This is a genomic window from Aeromonas sp. R4-3 (assembly GCF_040908275.1).
Taxonomy (GTDB): domain Bacteria; phylum Pseudomonadota; class Gammaproteobacteria; order Enterobacterales; family Aeromonadaceae; genus Aeromonas; species Aeromonas rivipollensis.
In genome coordinates, this window is the sequence record NZ_JBFODK010000045.1 from 55,994 (window position 1) to 73,403 (window position 17,410).

15 protein-coding genes and 4 tRNA genes are annotated in these 17,410 nt (G+C 62.4%); 7 read left to right on the forward strand and 12 right to left on the reverse strand.

The window, feature by feature from the left end:
• The first annotated feature begins 182 nt into the window (after positions 1-182).
• Entirely contained in the window at positions 183-806 is a 624-nt protein-coding gene (locus AB5Y91_RS14095; RefSeq protein ID WP_368170082.1) for a helix-turn-helix transcriptional regulator, read from the forward strand.
• A 310-nt stretch (positions 807-1,116) separates the two neighbouring features.
• On the forward strand, positions 1,117-1,593 hold the full coding sequence (locus AB5Y91_RS14100; RefSeq protein ID WP_025325819.1) for an Lrp/AsnC family transcriptional regulator: 477 nt from the start codon (positions 1,117-1,119) through the stop codon (positions 1,591-1,593).
• 94 nt (positions 1,594-1,687) lie between these two features.
• Here the strand turns inward: AB5Y91_RS14100 and AB5Y91_RS14105 are convergent, their stop codons facing one another.
• The 3 genes from AB5Y91_RS14105 to AB5Y91_RS14115 all read right to left on the reverse strand — a co-directional run bounded on the left by AB5Y91_RS14105 (position 1,688) and on the right by AB5Y91_RS14115 (position 2,836).
• Positions 1,688-2,005: a hypothetical protein gene (locus AB5Y91_RS14105; RefSeq protein WP_368170083.1), complete on the reverse strand. Its 318-nt coding sequence runs from the start codon at positions 2,003-2,005 to the stop codon at positions 1,688-1,690.
• Positions 2,006-2,149: 144 nt separating this feature from the next.
• On the reverse strand, positions 2,150-2,380 hold the full coding sequence (locus AB5Y91_RS14110) for a hypothetical protein (RefSeq protein WP_368170084.1): 231 nt from the start codon (positions 2,378-2,380) through the stop codon (positions 2,150-2,152).
• Between the two features lie 30 nt (positions 2,381-2,410).
• Complete coding sequence (locus tag AB5Y91_RS14115; protein WP_162519291.1) at positions 2,411-2,836, reverse strand: MarR family winged helix-turn-helix transcriptional regulator; 426 nt, start codon at positions 2,834-2,836, stop codon at positions 2,411-2,413.
• Between the two features lie 196 nt (positions 2,837-3,032).
• Here AB5Y91_RS14115 and AB5Y91_RS14120 point away from each other — a divergent pair, with 196 nt between their 5' ends.
• From AB5Y91_RS14120 to chrA, 3 genes are all read left to right on the forward strand, one after another.
• Positions 3,033-4,037, forward strand: coding sequence for an NADP-dependent oxidoreductase (locus AB5Y91_RS14120; protein ID WP_368170085.1), 1,005 nt, complete (start codon positions 3,033-3,035; stop codon positions 4,035-4,037).
• A gap of 351 nt (positions 4,038-4,388) precedes the next feature.
• Complete coding sequence (locus AB5Y91_RS14125) at positions 4,389-4,823, forward strand: NUDIX hydrolase (protein ID WP_368170086.1); 435 nt, start codon at positions 4,389-4,391, stop codon at positions 4,821-4,823.
• Between the two features lie 252 nt (positions 4,824-5,075).
• Positions 5,076-6,215, forward strand: a complete 1,140-nt coding sequence (gene chrA / locus AB5Y91_RS14130) for a chromate efflux transporter (protein ID WP_368170087.1) — start codon at positions 5,076-5,078, stop codon at positions 6,213-6,215.
• 70 nt (positions 6,216-6,285) lie between these two features.
• On the opposite strand, the gene msrB is transcribed toward chrA, so the two are convergent.
• From msrB to malQ, 4 genes are all read right to left on the reverse strand, one after another.
• Positions 6,286-6,678: a peptide-methionine (R)-S-oxide reductase MsrB gene (gene msrB / locus AB5Y91_RS14135; RefSeq protein WP_163157750.1), complete on the reverse strand. Its 393-nt coding sequence runs from the start codon at positions 6,676-6,678 to the stop codon at positions 6,286-6,288.
• A 139-nt stretch (positions 6,679-6,817) separates the two neighbouring features.
• On the reverse strand, positions 6,818-8,959 hold the full coding sequence (gene glgX, locus AB5Y91_RS14140; RefSeq protein ID WP_290071181.1) for a glycogen debranching protein GlgX: 2,142 nt from the start codon (positions 8,957-8,959) through the stop codon (positions 6,818-6,820).
• Positions 8,959-11,136, reverse strand: coding sequence for a 1,4-alpha-glucan branching protein GlgB (glgB, locus tag AB5Y91_RS14145; RefSeq protein WP_368170088.1), 2,178 nt, complete (start codon positions 11,134-11,136; stop codon positions 8,959-8,961). The genes glgX and glgB overlap by 1 nt, the downstream gene beginning before the upstream one ends.
• Positions 11,137-11,218: 82 nt before the next feature.
• Positions 11,219-13,408: a 4-alpha-glucanotransferase gene (gene malQ, locus AB5Y91_RS14150; protein WP_111913287.1), complete on the reverse strand. Its 2,190-nt coding sequence runs from the start codon at positions 13,406-13,408 to the stop codon at positions 11,219-11,221.
• Between the two features lie 345 nt (positions 13,409-13,753).
• Between malQ and gap the strand changes: the two genes are divergently transcribed.
• Both gap and AB5Y91_RS14160 read left to right on the forward strand, forming a co-directional pair.
• Entirely contained in the window at positions 13,754-14,749 is a 996-nt protein-coding gene (gene gap, locus AB5Y91_RS14155) for a type I glyceraldehyde-3-phosphate dehydrogenase (protein ID WP_033129683.1), read from the forward strand.
• 108 nt (positions 14,750-14,857) lie between these two features.
• Positions 14,858-15,724, forward strand: a complete 867-nt coding sequence (locus tag AB5Y91_RS14160) for a D-hexose-6-phosphate mutarotase (RefSeq protein WP_368170089.1) — start codon at positions 14,858-14,860, stop codon at positions 15,722-15,724.
• A gap of 88 nt (positions 15,725-15,812) precedes the next feature.
• Here the strand turns inward: AB5Y91_RS14160 and nadA are convergent, their stop codons facing one another.
• The 5 genes from nadA to AB5Y91_RS14185 form a co-directional block, all read right to left on the reverse strand.
• The gene (nadA, locus tag AB5Y91_RS14165; protein ID WP_162520013.1) at positions 15,813-16,886 is read right to left on the reverse strand and encodes a quinolinate synthase NadA; all 1,074 of its coding nucleotides are present in this window, start codon (positions 16,884-16,886) and stop codon (positions 15,813-15,815) included.
• 153 nt (positions 16,887-17,039) lie between these two features.
• Positions 17,040-17,115, reverse strand: a tRNA-Val gene (locus tag AB5Y91_RS14170).
• Positions 17,116-17,133: 18 nt separating this feature from the next.
• A tRNA-Lys gene (locus tag AB5Y91_RS14175) sits at positions 17,134-17,209 on the reverse strand.
• Between the two features lie 25 nt (positions 17,210-17,234).
• Positions 17,235-17,310, reverse strand: a tRNA-Val gene (locus AB5Y91_RS14180).
• A gap of 18 nt (positions 17,311-17,328) precedes the next feature.
• Positions 17,329-17,404 (reverse strand) — tRNA-Lys (locus AB5Y91_RS14185).
• Positions 17,405-17,410: the final 6 nt, after the last annotated feature.

The window sequence follows — 17,410 nt, forward strand, 5'->3', positions numbered from 1 at the left end:
ATTTAAATGAGACCGCTGCCCATAATGACCCTATCAACGCCAGTGTCGCCCTGGCTTTCCCGCAGCGAACACCTGTCGATAACGAGATCCCCCATGAATGCCAGCACCGACAAGATCCTCTACCTGCTGAAGATGTCATCTATCCCCAGGAGCGCCCCTCTGTCGACAACCGGAGCCACCCCATGAACGCCAGTACCGACAAGATCCTCCATCTGCTGAAGACTCAGGGCCCCCAGAGCGCCGCCGCGCTGGGGGAGCAGTTGCAGATGACCTCCATGGGCGCCCGCCAGCATCTGACGGCGCTGGAGGCAGACGGCTGGGTGGGCTTTAGCGACGAGGCGCGGGGCCGAGGTCGCCCGATACGGCTCTGGCACCTGACAGATCAGGCCTGGCAGCGCTTCCCCGACACCCACAGCGAGCTGACCCTGCAGCTTATCGACGACGTGCAGCAGCTGTTTGGCGAGAGCGGCCTGGATCAACTGATCGCGCGGCGGGAGCAGCAGATGCTGAGCCGTTATCAGGCCAGACTGACCCAGCCGGCGCTGGCGGATCGGCTGGCCGCGCTCAAGGAGCTGCGCAGCCGGGAAGGCTATATGGCGGACATGAGCCAGGAGGAGGATGGCAGCTGGTTATGGTGGGAGAGTCACTGTCCCATCTGCGCCGCGGCGCGGGCCTGCCGGGGCTTTTGTCGCAGCGAGCTGGCGCTGTTTCGCCAGTTGCTGGCACCGGCCGGGGTGGAGCGGGAGCAATACCTGCTGGACGGGGACAGACGCTGCCTCTATCGCATCCAGCCGCCGCAGGCCTGAGGATGCCGGAGCGCAAAAACAACAAAGCAGGCGCCGGGATGCCTGCTTTGTTGCCTTCGGGGAGGGGATGATCTCGTTCCAGCCCGTCGTTTCCCGATAAGGTCGGACGGCTGATGGGGTTGTTGACCCGGTAAGGTCCTTCACCACAGAGGCCTGGTTGGGCATCTGTCTTGCCACCGGAAGATGAAACCATGGTACTCCTGCCGGTGCGGTGAGTGGTTGTGAAGTAGTAGGTATTTTCAGTTGTTTTTGCAATAGTTCACCCTTAATCTAGGAAAAGTGAATCAGTAATTGCAACGAGGAACGGAGAATGCTGAAACTTGATCGCATAGACAGGCATATTCTGGAGTTGATGCAGGAGAATGGCCGCATCAGCAACCTGGAGCTGGCCGAACTGGTCGGGCTCTCCCCCTCTCCCTGCTCGCGCCGGGTCAAGGCGCTGGAGGATGCCGGTCTCATCGATACCCACGTCACCCTGCTCAACGCCCGCCAGCTGGGGCTCACCCTCACCGCCTACATTCACATCTCCATGGACAGGCACACCCCGGAGCGGTTCGAAAACTTCGATCGGGCCATTCAGGATCTGCCAGAGGTGCTCGAATGCGACCTCATCACCGGCAACGACGCCGACTACCAGCTCAAGGTGGTGGTGCGGGATATGGAGCACTACCAGCACTTCCTGCTGGACAAGCTGACCCACATCTCGGGGGTGACCGGGGTGCGCTCCAGCTTCGTGCTGCGCCGCATCAAGCACAAGACGGCGCTGCCCCTCAACCACCTGGGCTGACAGCCTGGCACCCGGGCTGAGGGCCAGAGGCGCAAAAAGCAAGAGGAGGCCCAGGCCTCCTCTTTGTCGTCTCTGATGTCAGGGAATGACAGGGTCAGACGCCGACCTGGCTGACGTCCTGCACCTGCAACAGCCAGCCGGCCTGCTCCTGGTGGGGTTCACCGCTCAGTCGCAACCGCTCGCCCTCTGACACCCACTGCCCCTCGGGCAGGGAGACCAGCAGACTCTCGCTGCCGTTGTCGAACACCCAGCGATCTTCGCCAAGCGACTCAATCAGATAACCTTCCATCTCCACTCTGGACTCGGCTTGCCAGGACGGCGCAACGGAATCACGGCTCTCGATGAAATCCCCCTGAACACCAAAACTGGCCAGCCCCCACAGGATGGAGAGCCCGACGATGGATGACTGCATCTCTCTCTCCTCTCATGAAACTGTGGGGCCAGTATGGAAAGGGAAGCATGAGTGCACCATGAACAAGGCCGCAAAGTGCAGGCGAGATCGCGAAAAAAACCGGCCAAGGGGCCGGTTGTGTCATTTTATGGCGTCTGGATCACACTATTTGGCGGCTTCCTCTGCCATTCGAACCGCCCTTGGCTTATTCGTCCACATGGCCAGACCGCGGTGATCCGCGCAGATCCCCTCGTCAGTGACGGCCCGAACCCGGACGCCATCCTTGCAGAGGGCCTGCCAGGCATCGGCATCATCAATCTGCAATGCGGATGGAGAGTGAGGGCCACCGGCGCAGCCACTTAGCAGCAGAGCAAACAAGGCTAACCAAGGTTTCATCGGATGGCTCCAGGCAAGAAGGGAGAGAGATCAGCGCCCGAGCTGGGCCGCCACGCGATCGCAGAGTCGCTTTAGCTCGGCCAGTTCGGCATCGGCCAGATCCACCTGATTGCGCAAGTTGTCCGCCAGACAGCACTCCCTGACCCCCTGCTGCAACTGGCGTCCCGCCTCGGTCAGGCGGATGCATTTTTGCCGCTCGTCTTCGCTGGAGACGGTGCGGGTCAGCCAGCCCTTGCTCTCCAGCCGCTTGACGATGGGGGTCAGGGTGCCCGCATCCAGGCCGGTTTCCTGGCCAATCTCCTTGAGACTGACCTCGTCCCGCGCCCAGAGCGACAGCATCACCAAGTACTGGGTGTAGGTCAGATCCAGCTTGTCCAGCAGAGGCCTATAGGCACGCATCACCGCATTGGAGGCGCTGTAGAGGGCAAAACAGACCTGCTTTTTCAATTCACTCATGGGGCACCTCGCTGACGACTGGGGCCAGTATACCCCAGGACAACTGAGGTCTGAATAATTTGCACACAAAACAGTTGTCACCCCGTCTTTTCGGGATTAACCTGATTTTAGTTTGCACACAAACAGAATGCCCGAGCCGCCTCAGCCCACTGGCTGGCGCGGCGCCGACGGCCCCCTACCCCGCTGGAGAACGACCATGACCCCGATCAGCCATCAGATTCAACTGCTCCGTCGCCCGACCGGCCTGCCCGCCCAGAGCGACTTCATCTTGAAGGAGGTGCCCCTGCCCGCGCTTCAGGAGGGAGAGGTGCAGGTGGCCAACCAGTGGCTGTCGGTGGACCCTTACATGCGTGGTCGCATGAGCGAGGCCAAGAGCTATGTGCCCCCCTTCCCCCTCAACGGCCCCCTCGACGGCGGCGCCATCGGCACTGTGCAGGCCTCCCGTCACCCCGACTTCAAGGCGGGTGACCAGGTGAGCAGCATGCTGGGCTGGCGGGATGCCTTCGTCGCCAAGGGGGAGCAGCTGACCCGGTTGCCCGCCACGGCGCTGCCGTCCCAACTCTTCCTCGGCGCCCTCGGCATGCCGGGCATGACCGCCTGGGCGGGCTTGCACAAGGTCGCCCGCCTGCAAGCTGGTGAGACCCTGCTGGTCTCGGCCGCCTCGGGCGCGGTCGGCACCATGGCGGTGCAGCTCGCCAAGCGGGCCGGTGCCCGGGTGATCGGCTCCACCGGATCAGCCGACAAGGTCGCCTATCTCAAGACCCTGGGCGCCGATGCGGTGATCAACTACAGGGAGACGCCGGATCTCGACGCCGAGCTGGCCCGCCTCGCCCCGGCAGGCATCCAGGTCTATTTCGAGAACGTGGGGGGCGCCATGCTGGACGCGGCCCTCAACAACATGGCGCTGCACGGGCGCATCGTCCTGTGCGGCCTCATCGAGCAGTACAACAGCAATGGCGAGGCAAAGGGCCCGCGCAACCTCTCCCAGATGATCCGCAAGCGCATCCTGATGCAGGGGCTGCTGGTCTCCGATCACTGGCAGCACTACGTGGACTTCCTGGCCGAGGCCATCCCCGCCTTCGAGGCTGGCGCCCTGCAGGCCGAGGAGACCATCAGCGAGGGGCTGGCCAGCATGCCCCAGGCCTTTATCGGGCTGTTCGAGGGCCGCAACACCGGCAAGATGCTGGTCAAACTGGGCTGACAAGCAGCCACAAATCGAGGGGCACAGCGCCGGCAATATGCTGGTCAAGCTGGGCTGACAAGCGGCCTGCCCTGGCCTTTATCGACGATGGCAAGCCGAGGGGCATAGCGCCGGCAAGAGGCCGGTCAAGCTGGACTGACGGCCTGCCAGCCACAGTGGGGCCCCTGGCCTTGTATTTACCATCTGCCTGGCAGATGTGATATCGCGATAGCCATCTGATTGGCAGATAGATAAACGGCAAGTTCCCGTGTCCCCGGAATCATCCAGCGGCAACTTGCGAAACGGGCCCATCCGTCCTAAGGTGGGCCCGTTTTTTATAGCGTCATCCCGTTTTGGCAAGGAGCTCTTCTTATGTCCACTCCCTATCCTCGCGTCGGGGTCGGTGTCATCCTCGTCAACCATCAGGGCCAGGTGCTGCTTGGCAAGCGCAAGGGGAGCCACGCCCCCTACTGGTCCATCGCCGGTGGCCACCTGGAGCTTGGCGAGAGCTTCGAGTCGGCGGCCATCCGGGAGGTGGCAGAGGAGACAGGTTTTCTCATCACCAACCCCAGCGTCATCGCCGTCACCAACAACCTGGAGACCTGGCGCGAGAGCGGGCTGCACTACATCTCTGTCACCCTGCTGGCCGAGGTGGAGGGCGAGCCGCAACTGCTGGAGCCGGACAAGTGCGAGGGCTGGGTCTGGTGCGAACCCCGCGCGCTGCCCGAACCCCACTTCGATGCCAGCCGCCAGTCCATCGCCTGCTGGCTGGCCGGGCGCTGCTATCTATCCCAGCCGACAGAGTAACCCTCGCCTGCTGGTTGGCGGGGCGCTGCTATCTGCCGCAGCCGGGCCAGCCGACCTAATCCCCATAGTCCACTGGCTGGCGGGGCACTGCTATCTGCCACAACCAGGCCAGCCGACAGAGTGACCATCGCCTGCTGGCTGGCCGGACGCTGCTATCTGCCGCTACCAGCAACCCAGCCCGAAATGTCATAAAAAAGTCATCACTCTGTCATATCATCCCTGTCCATCTGCGATGACGACAGGGAGTAAGTGGTGGGACAGGTATTTCTTCAATTTCTGTGGCTGGGCTGCATCAGCTTCGGCGGGCCGGCCGCCCATATCGGCTACTTCCAGCGCACCTTTGTCCAGCGCCTCGGCTGGATCAGCCAGGCCGAGTATGCCCAGCTGCTGGCCCTGTGCCAGCTGTTGCCAGGTCCCGCCTCCAGCCAGCTCGGTTTTGCCATCGGCCGCCACCGGGCCGGCCTTGGGGGAGCGCTCGCCGCCTTCATCGGCTTCACCCTGCCCTCCTTCCTGCTGTTGCTGGTTGCCGCCATCGGCGTGGGCCAGCTAGGCAATAACCTCTGGCTGGATGCCGCCCTGCACGGCCTCAAGCTGCTGGCACTGGTGGTGGTGGCGGATGCCGTGCTCACCATGAGTCGCCAGTTCTGCAAGACGGTGTTGCAACAGGGAGTCATGGTGGCGACCGCCGCCGCCCTCTGGTGGCAGCCCGGTCTGCTGACCCAGCTGGGTATGCTTTTGGGGGCGGCCCTGCTCTGCGCCCAGCGGGAGGCGGTCGGCGCCTCTCCTGCGGCGCCACAAGCCCGTCGCGCCCCCCACTGGCCGACCCTGCTGCTGTTTGCCCTGCTGTTTGTCGGCTTGCCGCTGCTGGCCCAGGGCCCCGCCAGCCAGCTGGTCGCCGACTTCTATCGGGCGGGCAGTCTGGTGTTCGGCGGCGGCCACGTGGTGCTGCCCCTGTTGCAGGAGAGCGTCGGCCACAGCCTCAGCGAGCAACAATTCCTGACCGGCTACGGCCTGGCTCAGCTGGTGCCCGGCCCCATGTTCACCCTGGCCAGCTACCTCGGCGCGCAGTTGTTGCCCGCCGCGCCGCTGGCAGGCGCCCTGATGGCAACCCTCGCACTATTTTTGCCGGGCTTTTTGCTGCTGTGGGCCCTGGGCCCCTGCTGGCAGAGCTGGCTGGCCCACCCCAGGCTGGCGGGGGCCGTGGCCGGCATCAACGCCGCCGTGGTGGGGCTGCTGCTGGCCGCCCTCTATCAGCCGGTGTGGCAGAGCGCCGTGCTGGCCCCGGCCGATCTGGCGCTGGCCGCCATCGCCTTCTATCTGCTGCGCGTCATCAGGCTGCCCATACTGGCGCTCGCCGCCCTGCTGGTGGGGGCCAGCCTGCTGCTGATCTGAGGGCCAACCAGGACCCCATAAAAAATGGCGCCTCCGCAAGCGGAGGCGCCATTTTTCATTTCTGACGCTTTCAGGCGTCGGTATCGGGCTCGAAGTCCAGGCTCAGGCTGTTGACGCAGTAGCGCTGGCCTGTCTCGGTCGGCCCGTCCGGGAAGACATGACCCAGGTGGGAGCCGCACTGGCTGCAGGTGATCTCCACCCTTGCCATGCCGTGGCTGCGATCTTCTGTGTAGGTCACTGTCCCCTCGATGGCCCGATCGAAGGAGGGCCAGCCGCAACCGGAGTCAAACTTGGCATCCGCATGGAACAGTACGCTCTTGCAGCAGACGCAGAGGTAGTCACCGCTCTTGCGATTGTGCAGCAGAGCGCCGCTGTAAGGGCGCTCTGTGCCCTTCTCCCAGCAGACGTGAAACTGCTCTGCACTCAACTTGCTACGCCACTGCTCGGGATTGTTGCCGCTCATATTGACCCCTTGCCAAAACATGACACTGCTCGGCTCTCAGTATTCAACTTGCTGCGCCATTGCTCGGGATTGTTGCCCTTCATACTGACTCCTTGCCTTTTATCACGGCGCCCAGCATACCCACTCACACGCCCCGACTCTACCCCGCCAGCGGGAACTGTGATCCCGTTGGCAACACGGCAGCAACATCCGGCGTGGCGACCACCCCTTCCTTGGCCAGCGCCACCCCTGGCAGCGAAACCCGCTCCAGCAATTTGAGGGAGTGGGCACGCCCCACCGCCACCTGCCGCTTGATGTCGTCCGGCAGGAAAGGCAGGCCGTCGTTGGTGGCCGTGTCTATGGTCTGGATCCACTCCAGCCCCTCCCCCGGCGGCGGCAGGCGGAACTGGATGTCGTAGTCGCTGGCGTTGAACAGCACGTACCAGCGCTCCCCGCCGCACGCCAGCATGCCGATGTCCATGGCGAACGCCTGCCCCATGGGAGCGTGCCAGTCCTGATCGGTGAGCTGATGGCCATCGGGGTGATACCAGTTGACGCTGTGGCAGCTGGTCGAGGCGCCGTTCCAGCTGTCGTCGCTCAGTTGCAGGTTGGCAAAGACCCCCGACTCGGCCCGCAGCGCCATCATCTGGCGGGTGAAGGCGAGCAGCCGTTCATCCTCGGGGCGCAACTGCCAGTTGACCCAGCTTATCTGGTTGTCCTGGCAGTAGGCGTTGTTGTTGCCAAGCTGGCTGCGGCCCATCTCGTCCCCGGCCAGGAAGTGCGGCGTGCCCTGGGAGAGCAGCAGGGTGGCGATGAGGTTGCGCTTCTGCTGCTGGCGCAGGTTGTTCACTCTGGGGTCCAGGGTCGGCCCCTCCACCCCGTGGTTGTAGGAGAGGTTGTTGCCGTGGCCATCTCTGTTGTCTTCGCCGTTGGCCTGGTTGTGGCGCTGGTTGTAGGAGACCAGATCCTCCAGGGTGAAGCCGTCGTGATAGCAGAGGTAGTTGACGCTGGTGTGGGGGGAGCGCCAGTTCTTCGGGAAGAGATCCCGTGACCCCGCCAGCCGGGTGGCGAAGTCCCCCATCTTGCCCGCGTCGCCGCGCCAGAAGGCGCGAACCGTGTCGCGATAGCGGTCGTTTATCTCCAGCCACTGGCTCGGGAACTGGCCGAGGCGATAGCCGAAGGGGCCTATGTCCCAGGGCTCGGCAATCAGCCTCACCCGCGCCAGCACGGGATCCGCCAGCAGGGCCTTGAAGAAGGCGCTCATGGGATCGAACTCCCCCGCCTCCCGCGCCAGGGTGACCGCCAGATCGAAGCGGAAACCGTCCACCTGCATCTCGGTGACCCAGTAGCGCAGGGCATCGAGCACCAGTCGCAGGCTGTTGGGGTGATCCAGGTTGACACTGTTGCCGCAGCCGGTGACGTTGGCGTGGCGGTGGTAGTCGGGGCCGTGGGCCCCGGTCTCGAAGGCGTAGTAACCCGCGTTGTCGAACCCCTTGAGGGACAGCATGGGGCCATCGACACCGGATTCGGCGGTGTGGTTGTAGACCACATCCAGTATCACCTCGAGCCCGACCCGGTGCAGCTCGCGCACCATGGTCTTGAACTCGGTCACCGCCTCCCCTGCGCCATAGCGCGGCTCGGGGGCGAAGAAGGCGATGGGGTTGTAGCCCCAGTAGTTGGTGAGGCCAAGCTGCTCCAGGCGGGGCTCCGACATGAAGGCAGCCACCGGCATCAGCTGCACCGAGGTGACCCCGAGAGAGAGCAGGTGCTCTATCATCAGCGGATGGCTGACGCCGAGGTAGGTGCCCCGCAGCGCCTCGGGCACCCCGGGATGCTGGCGGGTGAATCCCTTGACATGGGTCTCGTAGAGCACCACCCGCTCGGGCGGGATCCCGGGCTTGCCGACCCCCTGCCAGTCGAAGGCATCGTCCACCACCACGGACTTGGCCACCATGGCCGCGCTGTCCCCCTGATAGAGGTCGTCATTCCAGCGGGTCGCCCGGCTGAGTGCCCTGGCATAGGGGTCGATCAGCAGCTTGTCCGGGTCGAACAGCATGCCCTCCTGGGGCATGCCATGGACCCGGTAACCGTAACGCTGACCGGCCTTCACCCCGCGCACATAGCCGAATCTGTACTGGCCGCGCCGACCGGGCAGGGCCAGCCGGACCAGCTCCTGCTCCTGCTCGTCGAACAGACAGAGCTCCACCTTGTCCGATTGGGGGGCCCAGACACAGAAGTGGCAGCCTGCCTCGTCGAGCCGGGCCCCCAGCGGGTAGTCCACCCCATTTTCCATTACAAACATCAGGACTCCTGTTTGATGAACAAGGTCGCGAGCGGCGGCAAGTCCAGCACTATGCTGTGCGCCATCCCCTGCCAGGGGGTCGGCTCGGCGACTAAGGTCAAACCCACATCATAGTTGCTGCCCCAGTAATGCTCGCTATCTGTGTTGAGCACCACGGCATAGCGGCCCGCCTCCGGCACCCCGAGGCGATAGGCGAGGCGCGGCACGGGGGTGAAGTTGGAGGCGATCACCACAGGATTGGCCCCCTGCTTGTCGGCGCGCAGCCAGGCGAAGATGCTGTTGTCGGCGTCGTTGTGATCCAGCCAGCGGAAGCCGCTCTGCTCATAATCCGCCTGATACAAGGCAGCTTCATGACGATAGAGCCGGTTGAGATCGCGGATCAGCCGTTGCTGGCCGCCGTGCTTGGGGAATTGCAGCAGGTGCCAGGGCAGCTGGGCATCGTGATTCCACTCGTTGCTCTGGGCGATTTCGGTGCCCATGAAGTTGAGCTTCTTGCCCGGATGGCCATACATGAAGCCCATGTAGGCCCGCAGGTTCGCGGCCTGCTGCCACTCGTCACCCGGCATCTTGTAGAGCAGGGAGTGCTTGCCGTGCACCACCTCGTCGTGGGACAGGGCCAGGATGAAGTTCTCGTCATAGTGATAGACCATGGAGAAGGTCATCTCGTTGTGGTGATAACGGCGGTGGATAGGCTCCTTCTGCATGTAGCTCAGGGTGTCGTGCATCCAGCCCATATTCCACTTGAAGCCAAACCCGAGGCCACCCAGGAAGGTGGGTTTGGAGACCCCGGCAAAGGCGGTGGACTCCTCGGCGATGGTCATGGTGTGGGGATACTTGCCGTACACCTCCTCGTTGGTCCACTTGAGCAGGCTGATCGCCTCGTAGTTGTGGTTGCCCCCGTCGACGTTCGGCACCCACTCACCGGCGTTGCGGGAATAGTCCAGATAGAGCATGGAGGCCACCGCATCCACCCGCAGACCGTCGATGTGGAACTTGTCGAGCCAGAACAGGGCGCTCGCCACCAGGAACTGGCGCACGTTGTTGCGACCGAAATCGTAGATGTAGGAGTTCCAGTCCGGGTGCCAGCCACGACGCGGATCCTCGTACTCGTAGAGCGGGGTACCGTCGAAGCGGGCGAGACCATGGGCATCGGCCGGGAAGTGGGCAGGCACCCAGTCGAGGATGACGCCTATACCGGCCTGGTGGCAGGCGTCGACGAAATATTTGAAGTCATCGGCACTGCCGTAGCGACTGGTGGGGGAGAACATGCCCACCGGCTGATAGCCCCAGGAGCCGCTGAAGGGGTGCTCGGAGACCGGCATCAGCTCGATGTGGGTGTAGCCCATCTCGGTGACGTAGTTGACCAGCTCCACCGCCAGCTCGCGCCAGTTCAGGCTGTCCCCGTTGGGGTGACGCTTCCAGGAGCCCACGTGCAGCTCGTAGATGGAGAGCGGCTGCTCCCGCTTGTCGTTGCGCTGGCTCTCGCGCCAGGCGGCATCCTGCCACTGGTACTGCTCGTGGTCGTGGATGACGGAGGCGAACGACGGATACTGCTCGCAGTAGAAGCCGACCGGATCGCTCTTGTGGGGCAGGCGATGGCCGGCCGGATCTTTCAGTTCGAACTTGTAACGGTCCCCGGCCTTGAGGCCAGGCACGAACAGCACCCAGTGACCGCACTGGCTGCGCTGCATGGGGTGGCGACGGCCATCCCAGAAGTTGAAATCGCCGATCAGGCTCACCGCGGTGGCGCTCGGCGCATAGACGGCGAAGCGCACCCCTGCCACCTGCTGACCGAGATGCTCCACGGTGCGCAGCTGCGCGCCCAGGGTGTGGTAGAGGTTTTCCGGCTGGAAGCTCAGTTCAGCCAATCCTTCCCAGGCGGCAGCCTGGAATTGGTAAGGGTCGATGGATTCGGCACTGGCATCGGGGTAGCTGGCGATCAGCTGATAGGGGAAGGGATTCTTGCGGCGAGTGAAAACAGTTTCAAAAAGGCCCGCTTCGTCGGCGGCGGTCAGGGTGGCAACTATCTTGCCTGACTTGAGGTCCCTGACCCGGACCTCGAGGGCATCCGGCAACCAGGCCGTCAGTTTCAGGCCTGGCCCATCCGGATTGGCCAGCAGGCCTAGATGGGAGAAGGGATCGGCACAGCGGGCGGCAACCAAACGTTCAACGGGCATCGACATTTCCTTTCATGGCTGAACATCCGCTCCGGCCTGGGCCGAAGCGGATGAAAGTGAGTCACATGTTGACAGCAAGGGCTCAACGACTGGCCTCGTCACGGGCCTGGCTCATCTTGCCCGCCAGCGCCTTGAGCGCCTCATCGGCAAAAATATCTTCCAGATCCTTTGAAAGCTTGCGACGCCAGTTCGGGTATTCGTAACTGGTGCCCGGCACGTTGACCGGCTTGTCCATCTCCAGCCAGTCTTCCAACTGGGTACTGAACAGGGCACAGCTGCCGCGGGACATGTGCAGTTGCAGGCCATGGTTGAGTTCGGTATTCATCCCGACCCAGTTCACGTCATGGCTGATGTTGCCAGAGATGACCCCATGGGCATGCAGGCTGTCAAGGATCCGCTGCTTGGCCTGGTGGCGATCAGCATACAGGGTCTTGAGTACCTCTTCATCCGGGTACAGGCCCAGCTCGCGACCCAGCGCCAGATCGTCGCAATGCCAGAAGCCCTTCAGGGTCGGCATGTCGTGGGTAGTCAGGGCCGACATCGCCTGCTCGGTGTAGTGCGCCGGAGAGATGAAACCGCCGTCCCCCTTGGAGCGCTCGAAGAAGAACACCTTGTAGGAGTGAACGCCGTTCTCTTTGAGCGTGACGTCTATGCCTTCCGGCACAGTGCCGAGATCTTCACCGATCAGCAGGCACTGGTTGCGGTGGGACTCGAGGGCAAGTATCCCCAGCAGGTCGTTGACCGGATAGTAGATGTAGGCGCCCTTGGCGGCGGACGCTCCGGGCGGAACCCACCACAGGCGCAGCAAGGCCATCACGTGGTCGATGCGCAGCGCGCCGCAGGCACGCATGTTGGCGCGGAACAGATCCACCATGGGCTGATAGGCTGCCTCGAACAGCTGGTTCGGGTTCATGGGGGGCAAGCCCCAGTTCTGACCGAGGGGGCCCAGGATGTCGGGGGGCGCACCGACCGAGGCTTTCGGGCAGTAGAGATCCCGGTTGGCCCAGATCTCGGTGGAGCCTTCGGAGACGCCCACCGCCAGATCCCGGTAGATCCCCATCACCATGCCGGCGGCCTTGGCGCGGGCATCGGCTTGCGCCAGCTGCTCATCGGCCAGGAACTGCAGATAGAGGTAGAAACTCACATCCTGGCTGTGCTCCTGCATCCAGACAGCCACTTCCGGGTTGTGGTAATCGCGGAAGGCATCCGGCCAGACCGGCCAGCCCCAGGCGTTCTCACCCTTGCTATAGAAATGGGCCTGCAGGGCATCGAAGGCGGCCTGCTGTTGCAGGCTGTCGCCACCGGCGGCCACGAAGGCATCGAAGGCGGCCTGACGCTCGGCGCTGAGCCTGGCCTCATCGAACACCTGGCGCAGCATGCCGATCTTGGTCTCGATGACGCCGGTGTAATCCACGTTCTCCTTGGCCCGCAGGGAGGCCAGATGCTGCTGGAAGGCCGGGCTCGCCACATCGGCCTTGAGCCGCTCGTTGGCCAGAAACTCGGGCACGGCTTCCACGTTGATGTAGGCCACGTTGAGCCAGCGGCGGGAAGAGGGGCTGTAGGGGCTGGCACTCTCGGGATTCGCAGGATAGAGGGCATGGATGGGGTTCAGCCCCACGAAGTGGGCGCCCCAGGCGGCGGCCTGCTCGACCAGCTGGCCAAGGTCGCTGAAATCACCTATGCCCCAGTTGTGGCGGCTGCGCAGGCAGTAGAGCTGCACGCTCGGGCCCCACACCTTGCGGCCGTTGGCGATGGGCGCCTGCTTGTAGCAGGACTTGGGCGCGACTATGAGGCGCATGGTGGCGAGCGGCTCGTCGTTGCCCTCTTCCAGCAGCACCAGCTGGTGATAGCCGAGCTCCGGCTGCACATCCAGCGCGACCCTATAGGCCTGGCACTCCATCTCCTCGAATTCGGCGACGCCGACCAGTTCCCCTTCGATGGGGGTCAGCTGGCCGGACAACAGGGCTCCCTGCTCCAGCACTATCTGCCAGTGGAGAGCGTCGTTGACGAACTCTATGGGCAGGCGAACCTCGAGGCTGATGGGGTCGCCACTGCGCACTACCATCACGGGATCCAGAGGCCGCAACCAGTGCTGACGGTGCTCCTGCTCCAGCTGCTCGGTCAGGGCGGCCTCGTCGTCGACGCGGTAGCCCATGGCGCCCAGCATGGCGGCCTTGCTCTCTTCGGATACCTGGGCCGGGTGGCCCCAGGCATCAACATACTCGCTGGCGATACCTTTGGCGGCAGCCAGCTGTTCAATCAGGGTGGTCATAGTTTGAGAATTCCCGCTGTGGATTCTATCTACACTATTTGTGATTAATTTTTATGGGTGGTACTTGAACAGTGGCTCTTGGGCCATGCTAAACCGCGCACATTTTTACATATCTCCCCGGCTGGTTGTGTGACCGAACAGGCACTATTGTTGATCTCTGCGACCGGATCCGCTGATGATGCATTCGACAAAAGTTGGTAGCCAGTTACATAAAACGAAAATAAATTTCACAGTTTTTCATGATATAGCGCAATTTCGCGCAGATTGTTGGTTGACTCACCGGTGAGTTCTAGTAAATTTACAAACGGAATTTTCTTTGACTACTGAACAGTTAGGTAACCAAATATGACTATCAAAGTAGGTATTAACGGTTTTGGCCGCATCGGTCGTTTCGTGTTCCGTCTGGCCGCTGAGCGTGCTGACATCGAAGTGGTTGGTATCAACGACCTGATCGACGTTGACTACATGGCTTACATGCTGAAGTACGATTCAACTCACGGTCGTTTCAACGGTACCGTTGAAGTTAAAGACGGCAACCTGGTTGTTAACGGCAAAACCGTACGTGTTACCGCTGAGCGTGACCCGGCAAACCTGAAATGGGATGCCATCGGTGTTGACGTTGTTGCCGAAGCTACCGGTCTGTTCCTGGACGACGCCACTGCTCGCAAGCACATCGCTGCCGGCGCCAAGAAAGTCGTACTGACCGGTCCGTCCAAAGACGCTACCCCTATGTTCGTCATGGGTGTTAACGACTCTACCTACGCTGGCCAGGACATCGTTTCCAACGCTTCCTGCACCACCAACTGCCTGGCCCCGATCGCCAAGGTTCTGAACGATACCTTCGGTATCGAATCCGGCCTGATGACCACTGTCCACGCTACCACTGCTACCCAGAAGACCGTTGATGGTCCGTCTGCCAAAGACTGGCGCGGTGGCCGCGGTGCGGCTCAGAACATCATCCCGTCCTCTACCGGTGCTGCCAAGGCTGTTGGCGTTGTTATCCCGGAACTGAACGGCAAACTGACCGGCATGGCTTTCCGCGTACCGACTCCGGACGTGTCCGTTGTTGACCTGACCGTCAACCTGAAGAAAGCAGCCACCTACGCAGAAATCTGCGCAGCCATGAAAGCAGCCTCCGAAGGCTCCATGAAGGGCGTGCTGGGCTACACCGAAGATCAAGTGGTTTCCACCGACTTCCTGGGTGAGCGTCAGACTTCAGTGTTCGATGCCAAGGCTGGTATCGCACTGAACGACAAATTCGTTAAAGTTGTATCCTGGTACGACAACGAAATGGGCTACTCCAGCAAGGTTCTGGATCTGATCGCTCACATCTCCAAGTAATTTGGGATGCGCAATCGCGTAGCTTGAAAAAAGGCGGCCATTGGCCGCCTTTTTGTATTCTGGATCTGCCGACCTCTTTCTTGAATGTGCGCGAGCACAGGAGTCTCCATGCAACCGACACGTACTCTGACAGCCCACTGTACCCTCAGCCACCCCGCGGATGGCCAGCCTCTGCTGACCATCAACAACGAGCATGCCAGGGCGGAGATCAGCCTGTTTGGCGCCCATGTACTGCGCTATCAGCGCCACGGCGAACCCGCCTCGATCTGGCTCAGCGACAAGGCCGTGCTGGATGGCAGCAAGCCGATCCGGGGCGGCATCCCCCTGTGCTGGCCCTGGTTCGGCCCCTCCCCCACTCGCGTCGGCAGCGGCAAGCCGGCCCATGGCTTTGCCCGCACCAGCCTGTGGACCCTGGATGGCGTCTCCGATCACGGGGATGGCACCCTGGTCCATCTGTCTCTGCGCGACACCGACGCCAGCCGTGCCCTCTGGCCCCACGCCTTCGAGCTGGAGCTGGATGTGCTGGTGGGCAAGGAGCTCTCCCTGGTGCTGACCACCCGCAACACCGGCAAGACGCCCCTCACCTACAATGCGGCCCTGCACACCTATCTGCAGATAAGTGCCCCAGAGGCCGTCAGCGTGACCGGGCTGGGTGAGCCTTATGCCGACAAGCTGACGGGTCAGGATGGGCAGCAGCAGGGCGCTCTGACGCTCACAGCTGCCATTGATCGGGTCTACCAGCAAGCCGAGGCCATGGTGATGGTCAAGGATGGCGATCGCACCACTAAAGTGGTGAGCGGCAACAACGACAGCGTCGTGGTCTGGACCCCCTGGCTGGAAGGGGCCACCGCCATGGCGGACATGAGCGACGATGGCTACCGCACCATGCTCTGCGTCGAAGCGGCCATCACGGCCGAGGCTGGCGTCGTTATCACGCCGGATGAGGAGCACAGCTTCTCTACCGTGATCATCTGATCTTTGTCTTCGCGAAACCCATAACGAAAGAGGGCACCCCAACGGGTGCCCTCTTCTATTCAGCCTTTCTATTCAACTCTTTGCACACTCAGGCGTTGCCCTGGGTCTTGAGCTTGAGCTCGGCAGCGAAGTTCAGCATGCGATCCAGCGGGATCAGTGCCTTCACCCGCAACTCCTCGTCCACCAGGATCTCGTGACGCTCGGCGCCATCGGTCAGTGCCTCCTTGATCGCCACCAGGCCGTTCATCGCCATCCAGGGACAGTGGGCGCAGCTGCGACAGGTGGCGCCATCGCCACCGGTCGGTGCCTCCACCATCTCCTTGTCCGGGCAGGCCTGCTGCATCTTGTAGAAGATGCCGCGATCGGTCGCCACGATCAGCTTCTGCTGGGGCAGCTCACGGGCCGCCTTGATGAGCTGGCTGGTCGAACCCACCGCATCAGCCAGTTCGATGACGGAAGCCGGGGACTCCGGGTGCACCAGCACGGCCGCGTCCGGGTTCTGGGCCTTGAGTTCGCGCAGGGCCTTGGCCTTGAACTCGTCGTGGACTATGCAGTGACCCTGCCAGCGCAGCATCTCGGCGCCCGTCTTCTTCTCGATGTAGGCACCCAGGTGTCTGTCCGGACCCCAGATGATCTTGTGGCCCTGGCTGTCCAGGTGCTCGACTATCTCGAGCGCGATGCTGGAGGTGACCACCCAGTCGGCCCGCGCCTTCACCGCCGCAGAGGTATTGGCATAGACCACGACTATATGGTCGGGATGGGCATCGCAGAAGGCGGAGAACTGGTCGATGGGGCAGCCCAGATCCAGGGAGCACTCAGCCTCCAGGGTCGGCATCAGCACCCGCTTGTGCGGGCTCAGGATCTTGGAGGTCTCCCCCATGAAGCGCACACCGGCCACGATCAGGGTCTGGGCGGCGTGATCACGACCGAAGCGAGCCATCTCGAGGGAGTCGCCGACAAAACCGCCGGTGGCCTCGGCCAGCGCCTGGATCTCGGGATCCGTGTAGTAGTGGGCAACCAGCACGGCCTGACGCGCCTCGAGCAGCGCCTTGATCTCGATGATCAGGGCCGCCTTCTGTTCGGCAGTCAGGGGAGCCGGTTTGACCGGAAAGGGATAGTCCATCTCGATGACCGGAGGGACACTGATCAGTGCATTGCTCATTGCGACTGTTCCATCAACGCTTGGAAAGGCCAAAATTATAACCAGAAGCCGCGCACAAACCCATCAACAAATCGCGATCACCAGACAGGGAGCCAGCTGCAGCTAAAACAAGAAGGCCCGCACTGGAGTGCGGGCCTTCTTGTTTGCAAGTCATGGTGGTCGTTACTGGGCTCGAACCAGTGACCCCCTCCTTGTAAGGGAGGTGCTCTCCCAGCTGAGCTAAACGACCTGGGATAAGGCTAAATGATGGTGGGTCGTGCTGGATTCGAACCAGCGACCAATTGATTAAAAGTCAACTGCTCTACCGACTGAGCTAACGACCCATCTGTATCATTTTTTTTCAAAGCATGGTGGTCGTTACTGGGCTCGAACCAGTGACCCCCTCCTTGTAAGGGAGGTGCTCTCCCAGCTGAGCTAAACGACCTGGGATATGGCTAAATGATGGTGGGTCGTGCTGGATTCGAACCAGCGACCAATTGATTAAAAGTCAACTGCTCTACCGACTGAGCTAACGACCCATCTGT

Excerpts from the sequence above, each read along its gene's own strand:
- AB5Y91_RS14160 (WP_368170089.1), top strand. The coding sequence starts at position 14,858 with ATGCAACCGACACGTACTCTGACAGCCCACTGTACCCTCAGCCACCCC.
- malQ (WP_111913287.1), bottom strand. The coding sequence starts at position 13,408 with ATGACCACCCTGATTGAACAGCTGGCTGCCGCCAAAGGTATCGCCAGC.
- AB5Y91_RS14120 (WP_368170085.1), top strand. The coding sequence starts at position 3,033 with ATGACCCCGATCAGCCATCAGATTCAACTGCTCCGTCGCCCGACCGGC.
- AB5Y91_RS14125 (WP_368170086.1), top strand. The coding sequence starts at position 4,389 with ATGTCCACTCCCTATCCTCGCGTCGGGGTCGGTGTCATCCTCGTCAAC.
- AB5Y91_RS14095 (WP_368170082.1), top strand. The coding sequence starts at position 183 with ATGAACGCCAGTACCGACAAGATCCTCCATCTGCTGAAGACTCAGGGC.
- AB5Y91_RS14100 (WP_025325819.1), top strand. The coding sequence starts at position 1,117 with ATGCTGAAACTTGATCGCATAGACAGGCATATTCTGGAGTTGATGCAG.
- gap (WP_033129683.1), top strand. The coding sequence starts at position 13,754 with ATGACTATCAAAGTAGGTATTAACGGTTTTGGCCGCATCGGTCGTTTC.
- AB5Y91_RS14115 (WP_162519291.1), bottom strand. The coding sequence starts at position 2,836 with ATGAGTGAATTGAAAAAGCAGGTCTGTTTTGCCCTCTACAGCGCCTCC.
- AB5Y91_RS14110 (WP_368170084.1), bottom strand. The coding sequence starts at position 2,380 with ATGAAACCTTGGTTAGCCTTGTTTGCTCTGCTGCTAAGTGGCTGCGCC.
- glgX (WP_290071181.1), bottom strand. The coding sequence starts at position 8,959 with ATGTTTGTAATGGAAAATGGGGTGGACTACCCGCTGGGGGCCCGGCTC.
- msrB (WP_163157750.1), bottom strand. The coding sequence starts at position 6,678 with ATGAGCGGCAACAATCCCGAGCAGTGGCGTAGCAAGTTGAGTGCAGAG.
- glgB (WP_368170088.1), bottom strand. The coding sequence starts at position 11,136 with ATGCCCGTTGAACGTTTGGTTGCCGCCCGCTGTGCCGATCCCTTCTCC.
- nadA (WP_162520013.1), bottom strand. The coding sequence starts at position 16,886 with ATGAGCAATGCACTGATCAGTGTCCCTCCGGTCATCGAGATGGACTAT.
- AB5Y91_RS14105 (WP_368170083.1), bottom strand. The coding sequence starts at position 2,005 with ATGCAGTCATCCATCGTCGGGCTCTCCATCCTGTGGGGGCTGGCCAGT.